The following is a 22,764-nucleotide window of genomic DNA, read 5'->3' as shown; positions in this document are numbered from 1 at the left end:
AAAAAAGAGAGGTTTATCATATAGGATTAAAGTATAGCTTAAATCAAAACGATATTAATAGAGGAGAGAAAGCCTTATGAAAAAATGTAATTCAATTAAGTTAGCAAGTTTGGCAGTTTTATTAGCGAGTACTACTCTATTCACGCCAGGTTTTACTGTGAAGGCAGAGCCTACTCAAAATATTTCTAGTTCGTCACAAGTACATGATCAAAAGAATCGGAATACATGGAAACAAGTAATGCAGGAAACAGTACAGCTTGGCGCTGTAGGAATATTAGCTAAGGCGTCTAACGACGGAAAAACTAGTGGTTATACTGCTGGCGTGGCGGATTTAAGTACAAAGAAACCGGTGAAATCAGATTATCGATTTCGGATTGGTAGTGTGACGAAAACTTTTACTGCCACGACTGTTCTTCAATTAGTAGGAGAAAATCGTGTGCAACTTGACGATCCAATTGAGAAGTGGCTACCGGGTCTCATTCAAGGAAATGGGTATGATGGCAATCAAATTACGATACGTCAACTTTTGAATCATACGAGTGGTATAGCTGAATACTTAAAGTCAAAAGACGCTGATATTATGAATTCGAAAAAAACGTATACAGCAGAAGAAATAGTGAAAATAGGCCTTTCTCTGCCTCCAGATTTTTCGCCAGGTAAAGGTTGGTCGTATTCAAACACAGGATATGTCATATTGGGAATGCTAATTGAAAAAATAACTGGTAATAGTTATGCGGAAGAAATCGAAAAGCGAATTATTGAACCTTTGGATCTGTCAAATACGTTTTTACCAGGAAATTCACCAGTTATCCCAGGAAAGAATCATGCTCGTGGGTATGTGAAAATTGAAGGAACAAGCGAGTTGAAAGACATTACGTATTATAATCCGAGTTTAGCTAACGCAGCTGGAGATATGATTTCTAATGCGGACGATTTAAATACGTTCTTTTCATCTTTACTCGGTGGTAAGTTACTGAAGGAACGCGAGCTAAAAGAAATGCTTACTACAGTTCCTGTAGAAGGAAAAGAGGTTGGTGATGGATATGGTCTTGGAATCTATGAGACTAAACTTCCCAACGGTGTTTCAGTTTGGGGGCACGGAGGAGGAATTCCTGGATTTACAACTTTTGCTGGGGGAGTAATTGGAGGAAAACATACATTGGCTATCAGTATTAACTCTATAGGTGGGATCGATATTGCTCCGCAGTTTAATAAAATGATGAAAATTGAATTTGAAAAATAGATGAAAAGAAAATGAATGGGATTTTGTTATAGTTGTATATAAAAGAGGTGCTTTTTAAAATTCGCAACTATGGACAGTAGTTGCATTTATGATATGGCATCAAGTGTATTTCAAAGTGAAAATCAATCGTATAGCTTACTATAAAAATAAAAAGGATGTCAGTTACATGACATTCTTTTTATTTTGGATAAAAGAAGTATGTGTATGATTCTGAAAATTGTTATTTTTGGAATCATTCCATATAATGAAGGGTATAGGGGCATCAATAGGGGAATTATGAATGAAAAATATTTTAGTTAGTTAAATATTTCTCATTTTAAGCAAAATAATTATGAGTTGATTTGGAGTTGAATACAGTGGAACAAAATCATTTTAAATGGACTAACAGGCAATTACGAGAGCATGTTGAAGTATTAGATGGTAAAAGAAGTCCACACATTTTATTAAGGAATGCAATACACTTAAATTCCTATATGCGTGAGTGGATGAAAGCAAATATTTGGATCTATGATGACCGCATTGTATATGTAGGAGAAAAATTACCAGAGCAACTACATGAATGTGAAGTTATTGATTGCGAAGGGAAGTATGTAGTTCCTAGTTACATAGAACCGCATGCACATCCATACCAGTTATACAATCCAGAGACTTTAGCAAATCATGCAATGCAATTTGGGACAACAACTTTTATTAATGATAATTTAACTTTATTTTTCACATTACAACGTGAAGAAGCATTTCGTTTATTAGATGAATTTAAAAAGATTCCAGCAAGTATGTATTGGTGGTGTCGTTTCGATGGACAAACTGAGCTGCAAAATGGTCAATCTTTATTTAATAGTGAAGAAATAATGGAATGGCTTAATCATGAAAATGTTCTTCAAGGCGGGGAGTTAACAGCATGGCCAAAACTATTACATGGCGATGAGGACATGTTAAATTGGGTACAGGAAACGAAGCGATTACAAAAAAAAGTAGAAGGTCATTTTCCCGGAGCGTCTGAAACAACTTTAGCAAAGTTAAAATTGTTAGGTACGGATTGTGATCATGAAGCGATGACAGGGCAGGAAGCATTAACACGCCTTATGCAAGGTTACACCGTTTCTCTTAGAAATTCTTCTATCCGTCCAGATTTAAAAATTTTAGTAAAAGAATTGCTAGAACTAGGTGTTAAACAATTTGATAGATTCATTTTCACAACAGACGGTTCGCATCCGTCATTTTATGAAAACGGAATGACAAATAGATTGATAGAAATAGCGATTAAGCAAGGGATACCAGTTATAGATGCCTATAATATGGCAAGTTATAACATTGCTAGTTATTATAATATGGAGCATTTACATGGTACGATTGCCACAGGGAGAATCGCCAATATTAATATTTTGGAAAGTAAAGAAAACCCGGTGCCAATTAGTGTAATTGCAAAAGGACAATGGATGAAACGTGATGGAGAAAATAAAAATGAATCCTTACGTATAGAATGGGATGAATTTCAAGTAACCCCTCTACAACTAGACTGGTCTTTAAAGAAAGAAGATATGATTTTTTCTGAAACAACCGGTATACAATTACTAAATGATGTTATTTCAAAACCATATGTAACTGAAATCGACTTAAACGGTGAGGAACTTTCTATTGAGCATGATGAATGTTTCCTTATGATGATTGCTCGTGATGGCACTTGGCGAGTGAATACAGTTGTGAAAGGTTTTGCGAATGGATTAGGAGGTCTTGCTAGCTCTTATTCCGGTACAGGTGACATCATTCTTATTGGAAAAAGGAAAGAAGATATGCTTACAGCTTTTCATAGAGTAAAAGAGCTAGGTGGCGGTATGGTAATAGCGGAAGGAAATGAAGTGTTACACGAAATTGCATTACCGTTGCTCGGGATTATGTCCGATTTAAAAATGAGCGAATTGATACATAAAGAGAAAAAAATGGTGGAATTACTACAAGAGCGAGGATACACCTATAACGATCCAGCATTTACGATTTTATTCTTTTCTGCGACGCACTTGCCATTTATACGGGTAACACCTATAGGATTATATGATGTGAAAAGTAATAAGGTACTTGCTTCGCCGATGAAACTGATAAATCAATATTAAAAGGAAAGGTCCTATAAAAAGTCTATTTTATAGGACCTTTCTCATTCTTAGCATAAGAATATTCTAAGCCTCAAATAATATAGTATCTAAATCATTTGAGGTGATACGTATATATGAAAAAACTATTGTATATTTTAAGCGTATTTGTTTTATGTGTATCTATTCAACATGTAGTACATTCCCAATCAGATGTACCAAAGCTGTCTTCGGAGTGTCTGGAAGAAAGTAAAATACGTGATGAAAAGTATGTGAAAAACATAATGAAGGATATCAAATCTACTTTCGATTTAAATATCGATGACAGTAGCTTTATGGAAGTCAGTCAAAGAGATTTAGAGGCTGCGCATTTGATGTATGGTGGTCGGGAAAATGATTCTTATTATAATTCGTTAACGAAAGTTTTTTCTAGTGGTGGATATAGAGGGGATTTGAGACTATACGTAAAACCGTTCGAGGCATTCTTATTATATAAAGAAATAGACGATACAAATGTTATGAAGCATCTCAAACTACAAAAAGGGGAATGGGTAGTAATCGAAACGAAAAAGAAGCAGGGGAAAATAGTGGAATACAGACCGTTACAATGTGAAAAGGACTATATGAACAAGAGAAATGAATACCATCATGTAAACTGATATGACAAAGTATGAACGAATGAGCCACTGATGGCTTGTTATAGAAGAAGGTAAGTAAACATATTAGCCTTAGGTAATATGTTCACTTACCTTTTTAATGAGGTTTTTAAAATTCGGAATGGAGTATGTTACAAAATACTTGCTGGCTAATGTGCTTATAGTATTCTTTGGGTTCATTCTTCATAAAATGAGGATTTTGTGTCAAAAGATTTGTACATTGGTGAACTATCTGTGTATATTTTATTCCACAGTATTAATAAAGTAATGTTTGCTATTCGCAAGAAATATCGTTGGCACGGTTTTTGCAAGTACTAAATGTAAGGAAGGAGGATTGAATGTAAGAAATCTGTATGGGTAATAGTAAAAAATCAGCTGCTATTGCATCATTGATCATACTTGTATTTATATGAGAACTATACGTACAAATAAGAATGTTCCGGTATTAAAATTCAGAATTTTCTTTCAAGTAAGAGAGGGGTAAAGATATGGTTAAATATTCGAAAATTTCTAAGTTGATTCTTGGTGTTGGACTAGTGACAATATCATGCAATGGTTTACAAATTCAAGCAGAGACAAAAGAAAAAAATGTGAAGAACGTATTACAAATGGAGCCGGTAGGCATACAGAAATCCGTTGATGAGTTGGCACACTCTTCAAAAGTACAAGAAAATGCATCTTTTACAAAACGGTTAAAGTTATCGGATTTATCGCAGCGTCCACTAGCACCAAACGAGGATGTTAAACCGTTAGCTGAAGAAAAAAAGTATTCGATGGCTGAGTTAAATCAATTAAGTAACAAACAATTAACTGATCTTCTTGTGACAATTAATTGGTATCAAATTCCGGAATTATTTCAGTTTAATAGTGATAGTCTCAAATTCTATCAAGATGATAGCCGAATGCAAGCGATTATTAATAAACTAGCAGAACAAGGACAAGCTTATACGAAAGATGATTCAAAAGGGATTGAAACATTAGTAGAAGCTCTACGTGCAGCATTTTATTTAGGTTTTTACCATGATGAATTAAGCAAACTAAATGAGCGTAGCTACCATGATAAATGTTTACCGGCTTTAAAAACAATTGCAAAAAATCCGAATTTCAAACTTGGTACATCAGAACAAAATAAAGTTATTTCATCATATGGAAAATTAATTGGAAATGCATCGGCTGATGTTGAAACGGTTTTATATGCAGGTGAAATTTTTAAACAATATAACGATAATCTTGCAACTTTCATTGAAGACCGAACGAAAGGAGACGCTATTTATGAGTTGATGAAGGGAATTGACTTTGATATTCAGACGGATATGTACACGACTGGAAAAGAGCCAAAAGATACGATGTGGTATCGAAATATCGATAACTTTATTAATGAAGTAAGTCGTTTTGCACTAATTGGTACTGTATCAGATAAAAATGGATGGTTAATTAATAACGGAATTTACTATGCTGGCCGACTAGGCAAGCTTCATAGTACACCAACAAAAGGACAGCAAGTTGTTACAGAAGCGATGAGGATTTATCCACATTTAGGGGAGCAATATTTTGTTGCAGCAGAACAAATTACTACAAATTACGGAGGAGTAGATGCGAACGGAAAAACAATAAGTTTAGATCAAATCCGAGAAGATGGAAAAAAGAAATATTTACCGAAAACGTATACATTTGATGATGGAGCGATTGTCTTTAAGGCTGGGGATAAAGTTAGCGAAGAGAAAATTAAACGTCTATACTGGGCGGCAAAAGAAGTACGCTCTCAATTTTATCGTACAGTTGGTAGTGATAAACCACTTGAAAGTGGACATGTTGATGATGTGTTAACAATGGTTATTTATAATAGTCCAGATGAATATCAATTTAACCGTCAATTGTATGGATATGAAACGAATAATGGTGGAATGTACATTGAAGGAACGGGAACTTTCTTTACATATGAACGTACACCAGAGCAAAGTATTTATAGTTTGGAAGAATTGTTCCGCCATGAATTTACGCACTACTTACAGGGAAGATACGAGGTTCAGGGATTATGGGGCCAAGGGGAAATGTATCAAAATGAACGTTTAACATGGTTTGAAGAAGGGAATGCAGAGTTCTTTGCAGGTTCAACGCGATTAGATAGTGTAGTACCACGAAAAAGTATAATTGGTGGATTATCTTATGATCCTGCGAAACGTTATACAGCAGCACAAACATTAAATGCGAAATATGGAACGTGGGATTTTTATAACTATTCGTTTGCATTGCAATCATATATGTATAATAACCGTCCTGAAATGTTCGATAAAGTGCATGATTTAATTCGTGCAAATGATGTTTCAAGTTACGACGCATACCGTTCTACATTAAGCAAAGATAATAAATTAAATGAAGAATATCAATCTTATATGCAAACGCTTATTGATAATCGTGATAAGTATACAATTCCACAAGTATCAGATGATTACTTAGCGCAGCATGATCCAAAATCGCTTTCAGATGTTTCGTCAGATATCATTAATGAAGCAAAGTTAAAAGATGTGAAAGTAACAAAAAATAAATCACAATTCTTTAATACATTTACACTACAGGGGACATATACAGGAAGTGCGGCAAAAGGAGAAATTGAGGACTGGAAAGTAATGAATCAAGCAACGAATGATATGTTGAAACGTCTTTCAGGAAAAGGGTGGACGGGATATAAAACATTGACTGCTTATTTTGTAAATTACCGTGTAAATAATGCTGGACAATTTGAATATGATGTTGTATTTAGCGGGCTGAATACGGAAGAAGGTACGGCTGTAGAAAAAGAACCGAATAATTCATTTGATACAGCGAATCCACTATCTTTGAACATTTTATTAAGAGGGAACTTAAGCGATCAAGATCAGGGGGATAAATTTGTTATCGATGTAAAGGATCAAAAAGATTTACAGATTTCTGTTACGAACGAACAAAACCTTGGACTGAACTGGGTATTATATTCTGAATCAGATCTAAATAATTATGTAGCTTATGCAACAAAACGTGATGGAAACAAATTGCTTGGAAATTATAATGCGAAGCCAGGGAAATATTACTTAAGTGTATATAAGTATGGCGGTGGAACAGGGAATTATACAGTGCAAGTAAAATAATTTACTATAGTTTGTTTTGAAAGGCTACTTATTGCATTTTTTAGCTAGGTAAAGTATTTAATGTTAAACATTAAACTACTTCAATATATCCCTGTTCTAATTATAGAACAGGGATATATTGGCTTTATATTTTTAAATTAAATAACCTTATTGGATTTTGACAAGAAAATAATTAATATAGATTTGAATTCTCATTCGTAAAGCATGTTTTAATCTTCTTAATGCTCTTTCATTTTTGTCTCAATGCTTGTTTTCAAATCAGTTGATACTTGATCGAAATACCCCAAAACTATCTTCCTAATATCATCGGATATAACTTTCAAATCACTAGCTAAGTTTTCAGTAAGATGTTCTTTTTCTATCGGTTGTAACTTGTCATAAAATTCACCAGCCTGCTGAAAGTCATCCTGTTTAGATATAGAAGCCCTTTCAAGTTTACCTTCAACATACCTTCCGTCACCGCTTGTAATTTGATTAGCAGGTGTCCAATCTTGCTGTTGGTTAATCGTTAATTTACGAAATTCAGGACCAATTCTTCTTCTTTGAGAATCACTATAAATGTTCGCACGTCCTTGCAACATTTTATCGTCTGATAGTTCTGCACCGTCTAGTAAATTAGAAGGGGAGAAGGCGACTTTCTCTACTTGTTCCATATAATTTTCAGGATTTTTATTTAATACCATTTTACCGACTGGTATAAGAGGGTACGCTTTTTCATCCCATACTTTTGTATCATCTAAAGGGTCATAAGAAAGATGAGCTTCATCTTTCGGATCCATGAGCTGGACATATAAACCATATTCCACTGGTTTACCATTTGCAATTGCATCATATAAATCTTTCCCGCTATAATCAGGATTTTCGGCAGCTAGTATATTTGCTTCTTTACTAGTAATGTATTGTACACCTTCAAATGGATACCAATGATACTTTACATACTTTCGATTACCTTCCGCATTTCTCCAAACGTATGTATTTACACTATGTCCTGGGATGTGGCGAAGACTTTTTGCGGTACCAGTATCAGAGTATAAATGGACAACAAAATGAATGGATTCGGGTGCTCTAGCGACAAAACTCCAAAATCTATCAGGGTCTATTAAGTTATTTTTAGGTGAAGGCAAGAGTGCTTTAATAGTTTCAGGGAAACGCATCGGATCACGAACAGAAAAGACAGGAATGTGATTACATAAAAGGTCAAAAATTCCATCATTTGTATAAAACTTTGTAGCAAAACCGCGCACATTTCTAGAAGTATCAGGTGTTCCTTTCGTACTAACAGCTAATGAAAACCGTACCATAACAGGAACTTTCTCATTAGAATTTTGTAAAAAACTTAGTTTAGTATGTTCTGACATCGGATATATTGTTTGAAAATAACCGAATGCACCGTAACCTTTTACATGAACAGGTCTTTCTAAAATTTTTTCATGAATAAATTCTTGTAACGCCTCGTGCAGTACACTATCTTGCTTTAAAACAGGTCCACGTGAACCAACTGTTTGAGAGTGAAGTTTAGCTGGTTCATTACGTTCTCGATTTTGATTAAAGTCTTCTCCTAATAAAGATGGCCTCTGTTTATCATATTTTTCATTCATCGATTTAGCCTCCAAATCTTTTTCGTCGATTGTTACTAAATATGATTCTTTAGTCTTGATTATGTATTACATACAAAGTTCAAATTAGTTACATACCGCTAGATGAAAAAAACGCACATGCAGTGGACCTGTTGAAATAGAAGAAATTATGGAAAAATGAATATCGGGAAGAGAAATAACACGTTTTATTTAAGAGGTGGAAGAAAACCACTATTAAAATTTCAATCTTAAAAATTAATTTGTAAATGAATTTATAGATAATGAACATGAAAAACGGGAAAATAGCCAGGAGGAATTTATTATGTCGGATTGGTTTCAATTAGATAAAGAATATATGATGCCTACGTATTGTCGTACGGAGGTTGCGATAGAAAGAGGAGAAGGTTGTAAACTTTATGATGTAGGTGGAAAAGAGTATTTAGATTTGTTTTCTGGTGTTGGAGTAAATGTGTTAGGGTACAATCATCCTAAAATTGTGCAAACGACCATGGAGCAAGTTACGAAATCGTTGCATCTTCCATTTCATTTTTTAAATCCAGTTGCGATTGAGTATGCAAAGAAATTAGTTGATTACTCTTTAAAAAATGGTAAAGTCTTTTTTACAAACTCTGGTACGGAAGCGACAGAAACGACTTTAAAATTAATTGATAAGTATAGATTTATTACGAATGAAGAACGTAACGGAGTCGTTGTGCTGAAAGATAGTTTCCACGGGCGTACGTTAGGGGCACTTCATTTCACGAGACAAGAAAATGTATATCAAAATTTTCCTAAAACATCTATTCCTGTATATGAAGTAGAGCGCGAGAATATAGAGCAATTAGAAGAAACAATCATAAATGAAAAGCCTATTGCAATTATGATTGAGCCTGTTTTAGGAAGTGGGGGGATTTATCCTTTATCAAGTGAATATTTGCATAGTGTTCAACATCTTTGTGATACATACAATGTACTTCTAATAGTCGATGAAGTACAAAGTGGTATGGGCAGAACTGGAAAACTATTTGCTTATCAAAATTTCAATATTACACCAGATATTATTCAAATTGGTAAAGGAGCAGGAGGCGGGATACCGCTTGGAGGAATTATTGTAGGTGAAAAGTTATGTGATGTATTTTCACCAGGAGATCACGGAACAACATTTGCTCATTCATCGATGGGAACAGCTTTAGGTTTAACGGTATTAAATATATTACTCGATGATGGATTAATGCAAGAAGCTTATGAAACGTCACTATATTTAAATGACAAACTGCAAGAAATTCAGAAAGAAAACTCTTATTATATTAAGGAAGTACGCCATGCTGGTATGATGTTTGGTATTAGTGTGAACGATACGAATGAAAATGTGAAGAAATTACAGCTCGAATTAATGGAGAAAGGGATGTTAGTCGATGTTACACAAGGCAATATCGTCCGTTTACTTCCTCCGTATATAATTACAAAAGAGGAAATTGATACATTTATTAATGAATTTATATTCGCTATTCATAGTGTGGCAGCTATAGCAAATGTTTAAAAATCTTTACGAAACTACAAATATAAAAAGTACCTTATTTTTAATTCGCGCAGGAAGAAAATAGGGGTGAAAAAAATAAATTTACGTATTAAAATAAAAAGCTGAAAAAGGCACTCATACAGCGCCTTTTTCAGCTTTTTAAAATACTTAATTACTTAACAAAGGAAGCATCTCATTGGACAAATAATTAATTATGTGAAACAATAATAACAGATAAGGAGACGTTGCTTTTCCTTAAGTGCTTCGTATTGAATTTATTCTAGTAAGAGAAGGTGTGCTTAAAGAAGTTAAATTAAATAAGGAGCTGTTTTACTATATGCAACAAAATAATGATTTAAATTTTGAACCTCAAGACGTTAATATTGTCAATCCTAAACAAGCTAGGAAAGCAGTGGTTGCTACTGGCATTGGGAATGCAATGGAGTGGTTTGACTTTGGATTATACGCGTATTTAGCGGTTATTTTAAGTCAAATATTCTTCTCAGGTGTGGATAATAGTGGTTTGCAACTTGTACTTACATTTGGTACATTTGCAGCGGCCTTTCTCGTTCGACCAATCGGAGGTATTTTCTTTGGTAGAATAGGAGATAAATACGGCCGAAAGATTGTTTTAAGTACAACTATTATTTTAATGGCACTGTCTACATTATTCATCGCATTACTACCAACCTATGAACAAATTGGTGTATGGGCACCAATACTACTTTTAGTTGCTCGAATGATTCAAGGCTTCTCTACAGGCGGCGAATATTCAGGAGCAATGGTTTATATCGCAGAATCTTCTCCAGATAAAAAGCGTGGTATACTCGGTAGTGGTCTTGAAATTGGAACACTCTCAGGTTACATTGCTGCTTCGGTAATTGTTACCATTTTGACGTTATTATTAACAGATGAGCAAATGCTCAGCTGGGGATGGCGTATTCCTTTCTTAATTGCTGCACCAATTGGTTTGGTCGGTTTATATTTACGACGTCATTTAGATGAATCTCCCATCTTTGAAGAGATGGAAAAAGCACAAGAGGAATCTGAAGACAACGAACAATTTTCATTTATGGATATATTAAAATATCACAAAAAAGACTTCTTATTAAGCACAGTAATTGTTGCCTTCTTTAACATTACAAACTATATGATCCTATCATATATTCCTTCTTATCTAACTCAAGTACTTAAAGTCAAAGAAACAACTGGCTTATTAATTATTTCAATTACGATGGCACTTATGATTCCATTGGCACTTTATTTCGGTAAATTAAGTGATAAAATTGGTAATAAACGCGTAGTGCAAATTGGTTTACTAGGTTTAACAGTATGTTCCATTCCGGCATTTTTATTAATAGGTAACGGACATATTGCCGCTATATTTGCAGGTATTTTCGTTTTAGGTTTCTTCCTAAGTGTATATGAAGGAACATTACCTTCGTTATTACCATCGCTCTTTTTCACCGATGTGCGTTATCGAGCACTTTCGATCTCCTTTAATATTTCTGTATCGATATTCGGTGGAACAACGCCGCTTGTATGTTCATACTTAGTTCATGCGACTGGTAATCCGCTCGCACCGGCATTTTATTTAACAGGTGTAAGTATTATTGGATTAATTGCATTTAGTGTACTATTCGTTACAACATCAGGACGTGCGCTAAAAGGTTCGTATCCTACAGTAGAATCGAAAAAAGAAGCACACTTAATCGCTAAAGAAGACCCTGAAGAAACACTTTGGTGGCATGAAGAATCTTTAGAAATTGAAGCAGGGAAGAATGCTTAAGTTTGAAAAGTAATTTGTTGTTAAATCGATATTTCTTGTCGAAACGTTGATATAATTCAAGTTGTGTTCGATATATTTAATTTTACGTCGATATAATTTCATTTACTAGTACAATCTTAAGTAAGAAGAAAAAGAATCTAGTCAAAGGTCTAACTTTTGACTAGATTCTTTTTGTATATATCATTTTCTCTTCTTCTTCTTCAAACTCTTCTGATAAGCATAAAGCTTATGAACCTCTTCCTTAAATTCCTGAAGTAGTATCATATCCTCACGATTCGAATATCGTACCGCATTATAAGCATCTATAATAATATGACTCTGAATATTTACATCTTCTTCAAGATTTATTCTTTCAAGCCAAGCTTCAACAGTTTCTCCTCGTTCACGATTTAAAGGAGGTGATAGTTTACTTTCAAGTTTGAAAATTTCTTTTCGAATTTCATTATGTGGTGGTTTATTTCGCTTCATTCGTTTTTGGCTCATACCTTCTTTATCAGTAATGATTGTAGATTCGAAGACTGGTATATTTGGTAAACTTAAATGTTTTCGTTTTTTTACTATTTTCCAAACGACATAAAAAGCAATGACTGTACAGACTATTATTGTAGCGCTATTTATGAGTATGGGGTCAAAATCAGGAAGTTTTTTCCCGTCTTCAATTTGTGGTTTTAAGAGGTGTCCTTTATTCGCCCAAACTCCTTCTGTATCTTTCATTTCAGCTGCTTTAATTAATGGCATTAGAGCATAGCCGACTCCTAATGCGATAAATTCAGTCATAAAACCAAACATAAGTCGAATGAAAGGAAACACTTGAATAATTAATATACTCATTATGCCAATGGTAATGATAGAAGCAAAACGTAATAGTTGTTGTTTGCGATTAGCCCCTGTTAGCCAAAATGTAATCATTAAGTGTAAAGCTAACATTAATAATTTCCATAACGGTGGAAAGGGTGCATAAAATATTGCTGAAACGACAAACCATACAATACCTCCTAACGATTTTTGAACTGGATATCCTGGTCCGACCGCATGTACGATAAAGAAAAATAGTGGTAATATGATTGTGCCAAAAAGAGAAAAAGGTAGAAATAAAGAAAAACCGACTATTTGAAGAACTAACAGTATTACAAATCCTGATGTTTTTTTCTTCATTAATTTATAAATAAGAAATACTCCTATATAGCCTGTTGTTAAAAATATAGCAATGCCAATTAGTTCATCTCTTTCTGTTAATAATGAAAGCAAGAGGAGCAGAATGAAATCATGAATGTGATATAGCCAAGTTTTCAACTGATTCCACCATCCCTTCATTATTAATGAGAAACGTAGGTTGTGTTAGAAGAGGAAGCTCATTTTTCTGCAAACCAATGTATATCATTGTAGACGAGCGTTCTCTTTTTCTCGTTACATAGTGAAGAAATCCTTGTTTCGGAAGTAGCGTACTATCATCTGTAATACGTGCTAATTCCTCTAACGCCTTTGCATATTGCGTTTGTCCTTCATTTAACGGTATATGTAATGCACCACCTTCTGCTAATACACTAATAAATAATTCAAACGGAATTTGATGCTTCGTTGCGTATTGGCAAATGTATGTTGTAAATGAAATAAGGTCTTCTACATTCTCTTTCCAACCAAACCCACGATCAGCAGCTAAAGAAAGACAAAGCGTCCAACTATAATTTTTTACTGGTTCATATTGCTTTGCTTGTAATTCCTGCATTTTAGCAGATGCTTTCCAATGGATAGAGCGGAAAGACTCACGTTCATATCTTTTTACACCGATAATAGATGTTTCATCATTGTAAAAAGAGAAATTCGTTCGATAAGAACCGTTTAATAGTTGCTGAAGTTCTTGCAAACCTGCTACTTCTTTAGGTGAAGGATACACAATAATTTCTGTTCTTAATTTATCGAAAACAGGTAAATGTACAGTTAACAAATGAAAAGGATCTTTTAATACACATTCGAACTGTTCAATTTGGAACACACCACGCTTCGTTGCAGTTAATGTTAAATCCCATTTTTGCGCTGAATGTGCAGGTTGTGAAAACGGGAAAGAAAATAGTGTTTTTGATATTTGTTCAATTCCTTGATCCTTATGCGGTATGAGGGACGAATTCAAATGAAAGTAACAAACACCGTTAACGAGTGGTATGTTTGCACCATTTTTTAAATGAATAAAAAACTGTCCAGATTCATCAGGGAAAAGCCGAGTCGTTTGTTTCTCATTTATAACTTGAAATTTTTTCTCTATGTAAGCGACATATTTATAAATAAAAATCGCAAATAAATAGTAGAAGAAAAAGAGAAACATAAGAATTCGTTGCGGTAGAAAAAACGTAAAAAGTAAAGCGATTGGCACAGTTAATTGAATAATATGAAGTTGAAAAAATAAAGGTACAGTTACAACACGCTGTCCATTCATGCTTGCTCAATCTCCACTGGTACGTCAACTTCTTTTAATATCCTTTGCATGAGTTCATTTTTTGTAGTTCGTAAGGCACCTTCCATTGATAAGACGATACGGTGATTCCAAACAGAAGGAACTAAAAATTGTATATCTTCAGGTGTGCAATATTCTCTGCCGCGTAAAAAGGCTAATGCTTGAACTGTGCGTACTAAAGCTAATGTGGCACGCGGGCTTACACCGTTAGCGATGTAATCGTGATTTCTTGTAGCATGTGCAAGTTTAATAATGTAGTGTTCTAGCGCCTCAGATACGAATACTTCCTTCACTTGTTTCTGTGATTCTAATATGTCTTCTAAAGAAATGACAGAAGTAACGCTTTCTAACGGTGCATTGTTACGAAAACGGCGCATCATTTTTAATTCATCTTCCGGAGCCGGATACCCAATTGAAATTGTCATTAAAAATCGATCAAGCTGTGCATCTGGAAGAGGGAAAGTTCCTTGTGATTCAATTGGATTTTGCGTCGCGATAACAAAGAACGGTTTCGGAAGAGGAGTAGATTGTTTTTCAAGCGTTACTTGTCGTTCTTCCATTGCTTCTAATAAACTAGACTGTGTTCTAGGCATCGCGCGGTTAATTTCATCAGCAAGTAGTATGTTTGTCATAACTGGTCCAAGTCTTAATTCGAATTCACTCGTTTTTGGATTGAAATACTCAATACCTGTTACATCACTCGGAAGTACATCAGGTGTAAATTGAACGCGAGAAAAACTACCACCAATACTTTTTGAAATTGTCTTTGCTAGTAATGTTTTCCCGGTGCCAGGCACGTCTTCCAGAAGTACATGTCCGTCAGCAAGCAATGAAACGAGTAGTAAATCAATTACATTCTCCTTACCAACAAACACAGATCCTATATTTTCTTTTAATTTATTAATCATATGTAACATTCCTTTCATAATAAAAGAGCTAATATTTCTATATTTTAACAAATTATTCAGAAAATTGATATGATTTTTTAATTCAAAGAAATGGATATTTAATTTTAAAATTACACTTGCATATTTTGGAATATGATTATACAATATCGTTATACGATGTATCGCGAGTCGATATATCACAAAGCGATGTATCGGAGGTAGTTATAATGAATGGGAAAGCGCAAAAATATATTCCATTAACTGAAGCGACATATTACATATTGTTGTCATTAGTGAAGCCTATGCACGGTTATGGAATTATGCAAATGGTAGAAGAGATGACAAATGGAGAAGTAAAGCTCGGTCCTGGTACTTTATATGGGAATACAACGAAGTTACTAAAAGAGAAGTTAATTGTTGAAGTTGCCTCTACAGACAGGAAGAAGTGTTATGAGTTAACGCCGTTTGGGAGGGAAGTACTGGAACTGGAGTACAATAGATTACAGCGATCTGTAAGAAATGGAAATAGTATATTAGGGGAGTGAATGAAAGATGAAGACAAAAAAGGTATTCAAATTTTTCATGGCATGGAGTTTAGAAAAAGAAGAAGCTTTTTTACGGAAAATGCATCAAAAAGGCTGGGCGTTACAAAGGTATAATTTGATGTATACGTTTAAGAAAACAGAACCAAAAGATGTAATATATAAAGCGGATTTTAGATTGGTTTACAGGGATTCAAAAGAAAAACAACAAGAGTACTTTGAAATATATGAAATGTCTGGTTGGAAACGTGTCACAAGTTTTACAAGATGGAATTATTTTTGTAAGGAAGTAGAGGAGGGAATTGAGTTACCTGACATATATTCAGAGAAGGACACAAAGGTGCAAAAAATGAAGGAGTTATTACAATTCTTCGCATTGATTTCAATAACTATATTACCCTCAATGTATAGCGTATTTTTAAATTCAACAGAATCAAGAGTGCCAATTTGGGCGAAAGTTATGACAGGGCTTGTAGGTTGTATGTATGCTTATTTCTTTATGAGGCTCTTATGGAAAATTAAGAAATTGAAAAGCGAAATATTATAATAAAGATTGGATTTTAAAAGAAGATGATTACCGGAATCATCTTCTTTAATTTTTATGTGATTCTATTTTGTTCATTCTTTTTTACACAATAAAAGACTATATATTTAAGGCATAGAACTAACAGTTACAAAGATAATACTAGTAATAATACCTAAAAAAATCATAAATGATGAAGAAACGATTAATAATAATGAACTACTGATTAATACTATTTTATTAGAGTTTTGATGTTTAAAGTGGTAATAAAGTAAAAAGCTGCAAACAGTAGAAACAATCCATATAGCTAGACCGTAAGGAGTTGTTACCTTCTTCCAATCGAAAATCCAAAAGTAAAAAATGCCTATGTGACAAGTTAATAGTAGAAATGTAGATGGAATCATTAACTTTTTATTTAAAATCATTTATTTCACCTCTCTTGTGTAAATATTACCAAAAGAGTGTGGAGTTGAAAATATAATATGGAAGTGAATAAGGTTTTCACTTAAAGAAATTACAAGGTGAGTGCATTTGTTCCTAAATCAATTTCCATTTGCATGGGAATTTAAATGGAAAAAGAACCATATAAAATTATGAAGGGGGAAAGTCATAAAATGCAGAGAATGAACAATTATTTTCGTGCTCGTGCGAGTATGGTATACATGATGACTAATAATGAAGTAATGAATCACATTGTTGCTTTTCATATGGATACGAATGGAATGCTCACCTTTTTAGGTTCTTACCGAACTTACGGAAGAGGTACTGGTATAAAGGAAGTTTCTACAGAAACGGCAAACGATGGTATAGATCCTCTAGCATCACAAGGTTCTCTGACATTGTCCCGTGATGGTCGTTTCCTATTTGCAGTTAACGCAGGCAGTCATAGTATTAGTAGTTTTATCATAGCAGATAACGGGGTGCCGATTTTCGTGGATGTAAAGCCATCAGGAGGTGCTCAGCCCAATAGCATTGGTGTGTATGATAATCTTCTCTACGTCTCCAATGTAGGTAATGCTGCAAACAATTTTGCATCAAATATTACTGGATTTCACATAGATGATAAGGGAAACCTTACACATATTCCAGGATCCACTCATGCTCTCAGTACCTTTAATGCTCAACCTGCACAAGTTCTCTTCACACCGGATGGTAGTAAAATTGTTGTCTCCGAGCTTACATCAAACCATCTCAGTGTCTTCCATGTAAATACAGATGGTACGGTTACAGGACCAATTGTTAATGATTCTTACGGTAAAGGCCCATTGGGTGCTTACTTTCTATCGTCCGGAATTCTCTTAGTTACAGAAGCGGTTTCAAATGCGTTGTCATCTTATTCATTGAGAAATGACGGTACTCTTCATGTAATCAGCGGCTCTGTACAAAACGGATATAAAACTGCTTGTTGGGTTATAACAACGAAGGATGAACGTTTTGCCTACACTACGAACACTTTAAGTGGCTCCATATCCACCTACCAAATCGCCCCGAATGGAGCACTGTCGGTAGTAAGGCATAATACTAGTACACCGCCGGGGACTGCGCCAGGTCTTCCGATGGATGTTGGAGTGAGTAAAGATGGACAACATTTTTACACCCTTAACGGAAATCAGGGGACAGTGTCAGTATTTAATATTCAAAGTGATGGTAGTCTAGTAAGGTTGCAGGTTGTTGCTTCATCCAATGTGCCTTATTTTGGGTCGCAAGGTTTAGCTGTTCTTTGATTCTATTGGGCCGCTATTTTTGTGTAGAACAGAAATATATATGACGGTGTACGTATAGTAGACATGTAGATAAATTAGGAACCTTTAATTAAACAGCAATTGTGCATCTTGCTTACGTAAAACAGAAAAAACCCCCTATAGAAAATTGGTAGGGGGTAATAAAGATGTTTAAGAGAAAGACTGATTTTGAGCCGGTTTAATAAATTGTTCTGGGTTTTCAACAAGCCCGCATACAGCACATTGGACGCGGTAAGTAGGTCCTTGATAAGCCATATGAAAAGCGTTCATCGTTTCATTTGTGTATTCTTCTTCTACTTGGCCAGTTTGTGGATTTAATTTTACTGGTTTTACTTGTTGCTCAAGAATATTAAAGCGAGTGCGGTTCGTTTTACAGCTTGGACATAACATTGGTTCCATATGTATACACCTCCATTTGTAGCATTTCTTAAATGATATGAATTTATGCACATAGTTTTATGGTCATGTAGAAAAAACTTTCTCAACATAAATAGGTATATATTATATTTAAAATTCAGAAAAAATAAAATATAATACTATGTAAGAACTGGTTATGTCCAAACCAAATCTCCTGTTTTATGCCAATAAGCTGGGGGCCGAGAAATCGGCCTCATTTTTTTGTGCTCGGCTCTATAAGATACAAGGTTTTTAAAAACATTTGTCGAATTTTTAGAGGTGAAGGTAAAGGGGGAATTATTATGAATTTAAAAATGAAATACATTATTTTATATGTAGAAAAGTTTGAACAATGTCTTCAGTTTTATAAAGAAATTTTAAAATTACCAATAAGAGCTGAACACGGTACATATATCGAATTTGAAACAGGATCTACAATTTTAGCAATGAATACGCGAGAGGATGTAAAGGAGTTAACTGGATTACCACTTACTGAAGGGGTATTACAGTCTTCTCATTTTGAATTAGGGTTTGTTGTAGAGGATGTAACAGCAACAATTGCGGAATTGAAAGAACAGGGAGTTAAGGTGCTAGTTGAACCGATGACGAAACCGTGGGGACAAACAATTGCTTACATTGCTGACCCAGACGGTAATTATATTGAAATTTGTAGTTCATTAGAATAGAAGGAGATAAAGAGGATGGGGTTTCCGAAATTAGAAACAGAACGTTTACTATTAAGAGAACTTACACTGTTAGATGCAGAAACAATGTTCCATTATTTTTCAAAAGAATCCGTTATTCGTTATTTCGGAATGGATTCTTTCGAAAATATTGAGCAAGCGAAAACAACGATTCAAATGTTCAAAAATCGTTATGAAGAGGGAAGTGTGTTTCGCTGGGGAATTGAGAAAAAGGGGACCGGCCAATTAATCGGAACGTGTGGATTTCATTTAATTAACAATCACCACAAAAGGGCTGAAATTGGTTATGAATTAGATGATACATATTGGGGAAAGGGATATGCATCTGAAGCGCTTCAGGCCATTTTAACTTATGGATTTGAATCGTTACAGCTCATAAGAATCGCTGCTGTCGTATATGTAGAAAATAAAGCTTCTCAAAAATTGTTATTGAAAGCAGGGTTTCAAGAAGAAGGATTACTTCGAAAACATATGATTCAAAATGGTGTTGCCCATGATACAATTTTATACTCATTATTAAAAGAAGAATGGCAGAAGTAATGAGTACAAGTGAACTTATAAATGTTATGAAGAAATATACAGAAAACAGATTTATTTTAGGTATAGATGGTTTAAGTCGATCGGGAAAAACAACATTTGTAACAAATTTAAAGGAAAATATGAAACAAGAAGGCATCCCGTTTCATATTTTCCATATTGATGATCATATAGTGGAGCGAAATAAACGCTATCATACAGGATTTGAAGAATGGTATGAGTATTATTATTTACAATGGGATATTAAATGGCTGCGGCAGAAATTTTTTCAAAAGTTACAAAGTGAAACAAATTTGAAGTTGCCTTTCTACCGCGATGATACCGATACATGTGAAATGAAAAAAGTACAGATTCCTATTGTAGGTGTAATTGTAATTGAAGGAGTCTTTTTGCAGCGAAAAGAATGGAGAGATTTCTTTCACTATATGGTGTATTTGGATTGTCCAAGAGAGACAAGGTTTCTTCGTGAGAGTGAGGAAACGCAGAAGAACCTTTCAAAGTTTAAAAACAGGTATTGGAAAGCAGAGGATTATTATTTGGAAAGTGAAACACCGGAGAAGAGAGCGGACTTAGTCATAAAATGATTTGAAAATAGCAGGATTAGTTATTAAGTAGAAATATAATGGCAGATAAAGTGGTAGTGTCCACTTTATCTGTTTTTTATATCATCCAAATTTTGGTTATCTGTGCTAAAATAATTTCATAATTATATAGAAGGGGGATGATAGGATGGACACCGAAATAGTTCCCAAAAAGAAGTACAGTATAATAAGCTATGTATCTTTACTCATCGGAATTATGTGTTTTTTATTCGTTTTTATAACTCCAACGAGAATAGCAAATGCCGGAAATATAGTTGGAGATTATATAACGATTGCCCTAACAGGTATAGGTATCATACTTTCAATAATCACAATGACGAAAAAGACAGAGAAGAAGGGGATTGCTATTATTTCATTAATACTGTCCTCATCGTTCTTTATATTTTGGATAATCGCGATTATTTTATTATTTACTGGTCAAATTAATTTTGCACCGTAATAAGCAATAAAAGAGTCCTTCATACAAGAAGGACTCTTTTTATTCGGTATCTTCAGGTTGATATTCTAAAATATCCCCAGGTTGGCATTCTAATGCTTTACAAATAGCATCTAAAGTTGAAATTCTAATTGCTTTTGCTTTTCCATTTTTTAAGATAGAAAGGTTAGCCATTGTAATTCCAACCTTCTCTGAAAGTTCAGTTACGCTCATTTTTCTTTTCGCTAGCATTACATCAATATTCACGATAATTGCCATGTTATTCACCTCAGACCGTTAAATCATTTTCTGACTTTATATCTATCGCATCTTTTAAAAGTCTTTGGAGAACGGCAGCAAAGACTGCGATAACCATTGAAGCAAAGATTAGAAGCATGCCCAATATAATAATACCTGGTGCGTCATCTCTCTCTGCTACAAGATAGAAGAGTGGCATGCCGACCACATATAAAATACTGATTGTTACTGCACAGTGTTTTATCTTTTTTAAAGCTCTAACAGATAATTTCGAGAAGGCGTTACCCTTGTCAATATAGCTCACAAGTTTAAAAGCTTGATACAGAGCGAAATAAAAAGGTACCACCGTTGCATACAGATTGATTAAAATAAGATATTTTATATATGCAATATCGGGATACAATTCCGCTGCATAGTTCCCTATGTTAGGAACTAAAAATATACATAAAGCAAGAACAGGGATTCCCATAAGAATAATAGCTGTCTTTAAAAAGAGTGTCGATCCTTGTTTCATATAAAGCACCTCATTTAAATATTATCTATTTAATCTAACATGATATTTATCGTTTAACAATAAATTTTTATTTATTTTAATCGTGTTTTTATTGTTGAACCAATTTTAAATTTTAATGAAGATAATCGTTCCTTCTTTCTGTAAATGATGTTATGTTAAAAGTAACGATTCAGTCTTTTTTATCCCGCTATTTGTGGGAATCGGGCTGCTCGTAAACGCCCGATTGGTGAGGGCTAATAATCAGTGGGGGATGAACAAAACCCACACTGATTAAAGTTTCACTTTATAATAAGAGTTTTTAGAAAATCAATATTTTTCGTAATTTGAAGAGGTGTTAATGAAATGAAATCGTACACGCAATTTGAACGAAGAAAACACATACTAGATGAGTTAGAAAAGTACAACCGAGTTATGGTGAATGATTTAGCGAAGGTATTAAATGTTACAACAGAAACGATACGAAGAGATTTAGATATGTTGCACAAGGAAGGGCAGCTTACGAAAATACATGGTGGTGCAATTAAGAAGAAAGATCAAACACTAGAATTTCATTTTGATAAACGTCGATCTGAGAATATTGAAGAAAAACGAAAAATTGCAATGGAAGCAAGTAAAATCGTAGAAGATAATGATATTATCGCAATTGAAATTGGGACAACCACAATGCAAATTTTAGATTACATATACGATAAAAAGAATTTGACAATTTTAACAAACTCGATACCAGCTGTAAATAAAATTATTGAGCTGAAAGACCAGTATGATTCCTTTGATTGTAGGTTAATAGTCATAGGGGGAATATTGAATACGAATTCCTTAGCATTGTCTGGAGAAATGACATTAAACTATCTGGATCATTTCACTGTTAATAAATTATTTGCTTCTTGTGATGGTATTTCATTAGAAAAAGAACTGACATGTTCGTATATTGAAGATGCACAAATATTTAAGCAGCTAAAGAATAATGCAAAACAAGTTGTAATGATGGCTGATGAATCAAAGTTTAATTTAACAAAGTTTTATAAAAGCGGAAGTTTTAGTGATATAGATGCGTTATATACGAATGCGAAGCTCGATGAATCGTGGCAAAATATGCTAACAAGTAATGGGGTTGAAGTAATAACAGTATAGAAAAGCTAAAAGAAGACTATTTCTTAGTAAGTTGAGAAATAGTCTTCTTTTCTTGTTTATATGTTGTT

The 22,764-nt window shown here is 34.1% G+C and carries 22 protein-coding genes; 14 read left to right on the top strand and 8 right to left on the bottom strand.

Annotation, left to right across the window (positions count from 1 at the left end; genetic code table 11):
- Positions 1–76: 76 nt before the first annotated feature.
- From QUF93_RS16640 to colA, 4 genes are all read left to right on the top strand, one after another.
- Positions 77–1,243, top strand: a complete 1,167-nt coding sequence (locus QUF93_RS16640) for a serine hydrolase domain-containing protein (protein ID WP_289359509.1) — start codon at positions 77–79, stop codon at positions 1,241–1,243.
- Between the two features lie 356 nt (positions 1,244–1,599).
- Positions 1,600–3,354 (top strand): adenine deaminase, encoded by a 1,755-nt coding sequence (locus QUF93_RS16635; protein WP_289359508.1) that lies wholly within the window; start codon positions 1,600–1,602, stop codon positions 3,352–3,354.
- A gap of 113 nt (positions 3,355–3,467) precedes the next feature.
- Positions 3,468–3,989 (top strand): hypothetical protein, encoded by a 522-nt coding sequence (locus QUF93_RS16630; RefSeq protein WP_289359507.1) that lies wholly within the window; start codon positions 3,468–3,470, stop codon positions 3,987–3,989.
- A 485-nt stretch (positions 3,990–4,474) separates the two neighbouring features.
- Positions 4,475–7,111, top strand: a complete 2,637-nt coding sequence (gene colA, locus QUF93_RS16625; RefSeq protein WP_289359506.1) for a collagenase ColA — start codon at positions 4,475–4,477, stop codon at positions 7,109–7,111.
- A 218-nt stretch (positions 7,112–7,329) separates the two neighbouring features.
- On the opposite strand, the gene QUF93_RS16620 is transcribed toward colA, so the two are convergent.
- The gene (locus QUF93_RS16620) at positions 7,330–8,709 is read right to left on the bottom strand and encodes a catalase (RefSeq protein WP_289359505.1); all 1,380 of its coding nucleotides are present in this window, start codon (positions 8,707–8,709) and stop codon (positions 7,330–7,332) included.
- 301 nt (positions 8,710–9,010) lie between these two features.
- Here QUF93_RS16620 and QUF93_RS16615 point away from each other — a divergent pair, with 301 nt between their 5' ends.
- Positions 9,011–10,228, top strand: a complete 1,218-nt coding sequence (locus QUF93_RS16615) for an aspartate aminotransferase family protein (RefSeq protein WP_289359504.1) — start codon at positions 9,011–9,013, stop codon at positions 10,226–10,228.
- Between the two features lie 316 nt (positions 10,229–10,544).
- A complete protein-coding gene (locus QUF93_RS16610; RefSeq protein ID WP_289359503.1) occupies positions 10,545–11,996 on the top strand; it encodes an MFS transporter in 1,452 nt (483 codons plus the stop codon).
- A gap of 180 nt (positions 11,997–12,176) precedes the next feature.
- On the opposite strand, the gene QUF93_RS16605 is transcribed toward QUF93_RS16610, so the two are convergent.
- From QUF93_RS16605 to QUF93_RS16595, 3 genes are read right to left on the bottom strand one after another with little or no spacing between them, the layout of a single operon-like run.
- Positions 12,177–13,289: a DUF4018 domain-containing protein gene (locus tag QUF93_RS16605; RefSeq protein ID WP_289359502.1), complete on the bottom strand. Its 1,113-nt coding sequence runs from the start codon at positions 13,287–13,289 to the stop codon at positions 12,177–12,179.
- A complete protein-coding gene (locus QUF93_RS16600; protein ID WP_289359501.1) occupies positions 13,261–14,427 on the bottom strand; it encodes a DUF58 domain-containing protein in 1,167 nt (388 codons plus the stop codon). Before QUF93_RS16600 ends, QUF93_RS16605 begins: the two co-directional genes overlap by 29 nt.
- On the bottom strand, positions 14,424–15,353 hold the full coding sequence (locus QUF93_RS16595; protein ID WP_088059237.1) for an AAA family ATPase: 930 nt from the start codon (positions 15,351–15,353) through the stop codon (positions 14,424–14,426). Before QUF93_RS16595 ends, QUF93_RS16600 begins: the two co-directional genes overlap by 4 nt.
- A gap of 206 nt (positions 15,354–15,559) precedes the next feature.
- Here QUF93_RS16595 and QUF93_RS16590 point away from each other — a divergent pair, with 206 nt between their 5' ends.
- Positions 15,560–15,877 (top strand): PadR family transcriptional regulator, encoded by a 318-nt coding sequence (locus QUF93_RS16590; protein WP_001013435.1) that lies wholly within the window; start codon positions 15,560–15,562, stop codon positions 15,875–15,877.
- A gap of 7 nt (positions 15,878–15,884) precedes the next feature.
- Positions 15,885–16,421: a DUF2812 domain-containing protein gene (locus QUF93_RS16585; RefSeq protein WP_016105215.1), complete on the top strand. Its 537-nt coding sequence runs from the start codon at positions 15,885–15,887 to the stop codon at positions 16,419–16,421.
- A 104-nt stretch (positions 16,422–16,525) separates the two neighbouring features.
- Here the strand turns inward: QUF93_RS16585 and QUF93_RS16580 are convergent, their stop codons facing one another.
- Positions 16,526–16,822 (bottom strand): hypothetical protein, encoded by a 297-nt coding sequence (locus QUF93_RS16580; protein WP_144507647.1) that lies wholly within the window; start codon positions 16,820–16,822, stop codon positions 16,526–16,528.
- A 189-nt stretch (positions 16,823–17,011) separates the two neighbouring features.
- On the opposite strand from QUF93_RS16580, the gene QUF93_RS16575 reads away from it, so the two are divergent.
- A complete protein-coding gene (locus QUF93_RS16575) occupies positions 17,012–18,121 on the top strand; it encodes a lactonase family protein (protein WP_289360990.1) in 1,110 nt (369 codons plus the stop codon).
- Positions 18,122–18,289: 168 nt separating this feature from the next.
- Here QUF93_RS16575 and QUF93_RS16570 read toward each other — a convergent pair whose 3' ends face one another.
- Positions 18,290–18,538, bottom strand: a complete 249-nt coding sequence (locus QUF93_RS16570) for a hypothetical protein (RefSeq protein WP_000433610.1) — start codon at positions 18,536–18,538, stop codon at positions 18,290–18,292.
- A gap of 299 nt (positions 18,539–18,837) precedes the next feature.
- Between QUF93_RS16570 and QUF93_RS16565 the strand changes: the two genes are divergently transcribed.
- The 4 genes from QUF93_RS16565 (at position 18,838) to QUF93_RS16550 (ending at position 20,817) form a co-directional block, all read left to right on the top strand.
- Positions 18,838–19,221 carry a VOC family protein gene (locus tag QUF93_RS16565; protein WP_128854260.1) on the top strand — a complete coding sequence of 128 codons (384 nt, stop codon included), beginning with the start codon at positions 18,838–18,840 and terminating at the stop codon, positions 19,219–19,221.
- Positions 19,222–19,236: 15 nt separating this feature from the next.
- Positions 19,237–19,779 carry a GNAT family N-acetyltransferase gene (locus tag QUF93_RS16560; RefSeq protein WP_289359500.1) on the top strand — a complete coding sequence of 181 codons (543 nt, stop codon included), beginning with the start codon at positions 19,237–19,239 and terminating at the stop codon, positions 19,777–19,779.
- Complete coding sequence (locus QUF93_RS16555; protein ID WP_002120305.1) at positions 19,779–20,360, top strand: kinase; 582 nt, start codon at positions 19,779–19,781, stop codon at positions 20,358–20,360. The genes QUF93_RS16560 and QUF93_RS16555 overlap by 1 nt, the downstream gene beginning before the upstream one ends.
- Before the next feature lie 145 nt (positions 20,361–20,505).
- Positions 20,506–20,817: a hypothetical protein gene (locus tag QUF93_RS16550; RefSeq protein WP_289359499.1), complete on the top strand. Its 312-nt coding sequence runs from the start codon at positions 20,506–20,508 to the stop codon at positions 20,815–20,817.
- A gap of 39 nt (positions 20,818–20,856) precedes the next feature.
- Here QUF93_RS16550 and QUF93_RS16545 read toward each other — a convergent pair whose 3' ends face one another.
- Together QUF93_RS16545 and QUF93_RS16540 are read right to left on the bottom strand one after the other, a co-directional pair.
- Positions 20,857–21,072 (bottom strand): helix-turn-helix domain-containing protein, encoded by a 216-nt coding sequence (locus QUF93_RS16545; protein ID WP_048374789.1) that lies wholly within the window; start codon positions 21,070–21,072, stop codon positions 20,857–20,859.
- A gap of 10 nt (positions 21,073–21,082) precedes the next feature.
- A complete protein-coding gene (locus QUF93_RS16540) occupies positions 21,083–21,565 on the bottom strand; it encodes a DUF2975 domain-containing protein (protein ID WP_289359498.1) in 483 nt (160 codons plus the stop codon).
- A 342-nt stretch (positions 21,566–21,907) separates the two neighbouring features.
- Between QUF93_RS16540 and QUF93_RS16535 the strand changes: the two genes are divergently transcribed.
- Positions 21,908–22,696 carry a DeoR/GlpR family DNA-binding transcription regulator gene (locus QUF93_RS16535; RefSeq protein WP_071746369.1) on the top strand — a complete coding sequence of 263 codons (789 nt, stop codon included), beginning with the start codon at positions 21,908–21,910 and terminating at the stop codon, positions 22,694–22,696.
- The last annotated feature ends 68 nt before the right edge of the window (positions 22,697–22,764 follow it).

It is taken from the genome of Bacillus hominis (assembly GCF_030348325.1).
Taxonomy (GTDB): domain Bacteria; phylum Bacillota; class Bacilli; order Bacillales; family Bacillaceae_G; genus Bacillus_A; species Bacillus_A hominis.
This window is presented reverse-complemented; position numbering and strand designations above follow the sequence as displayed.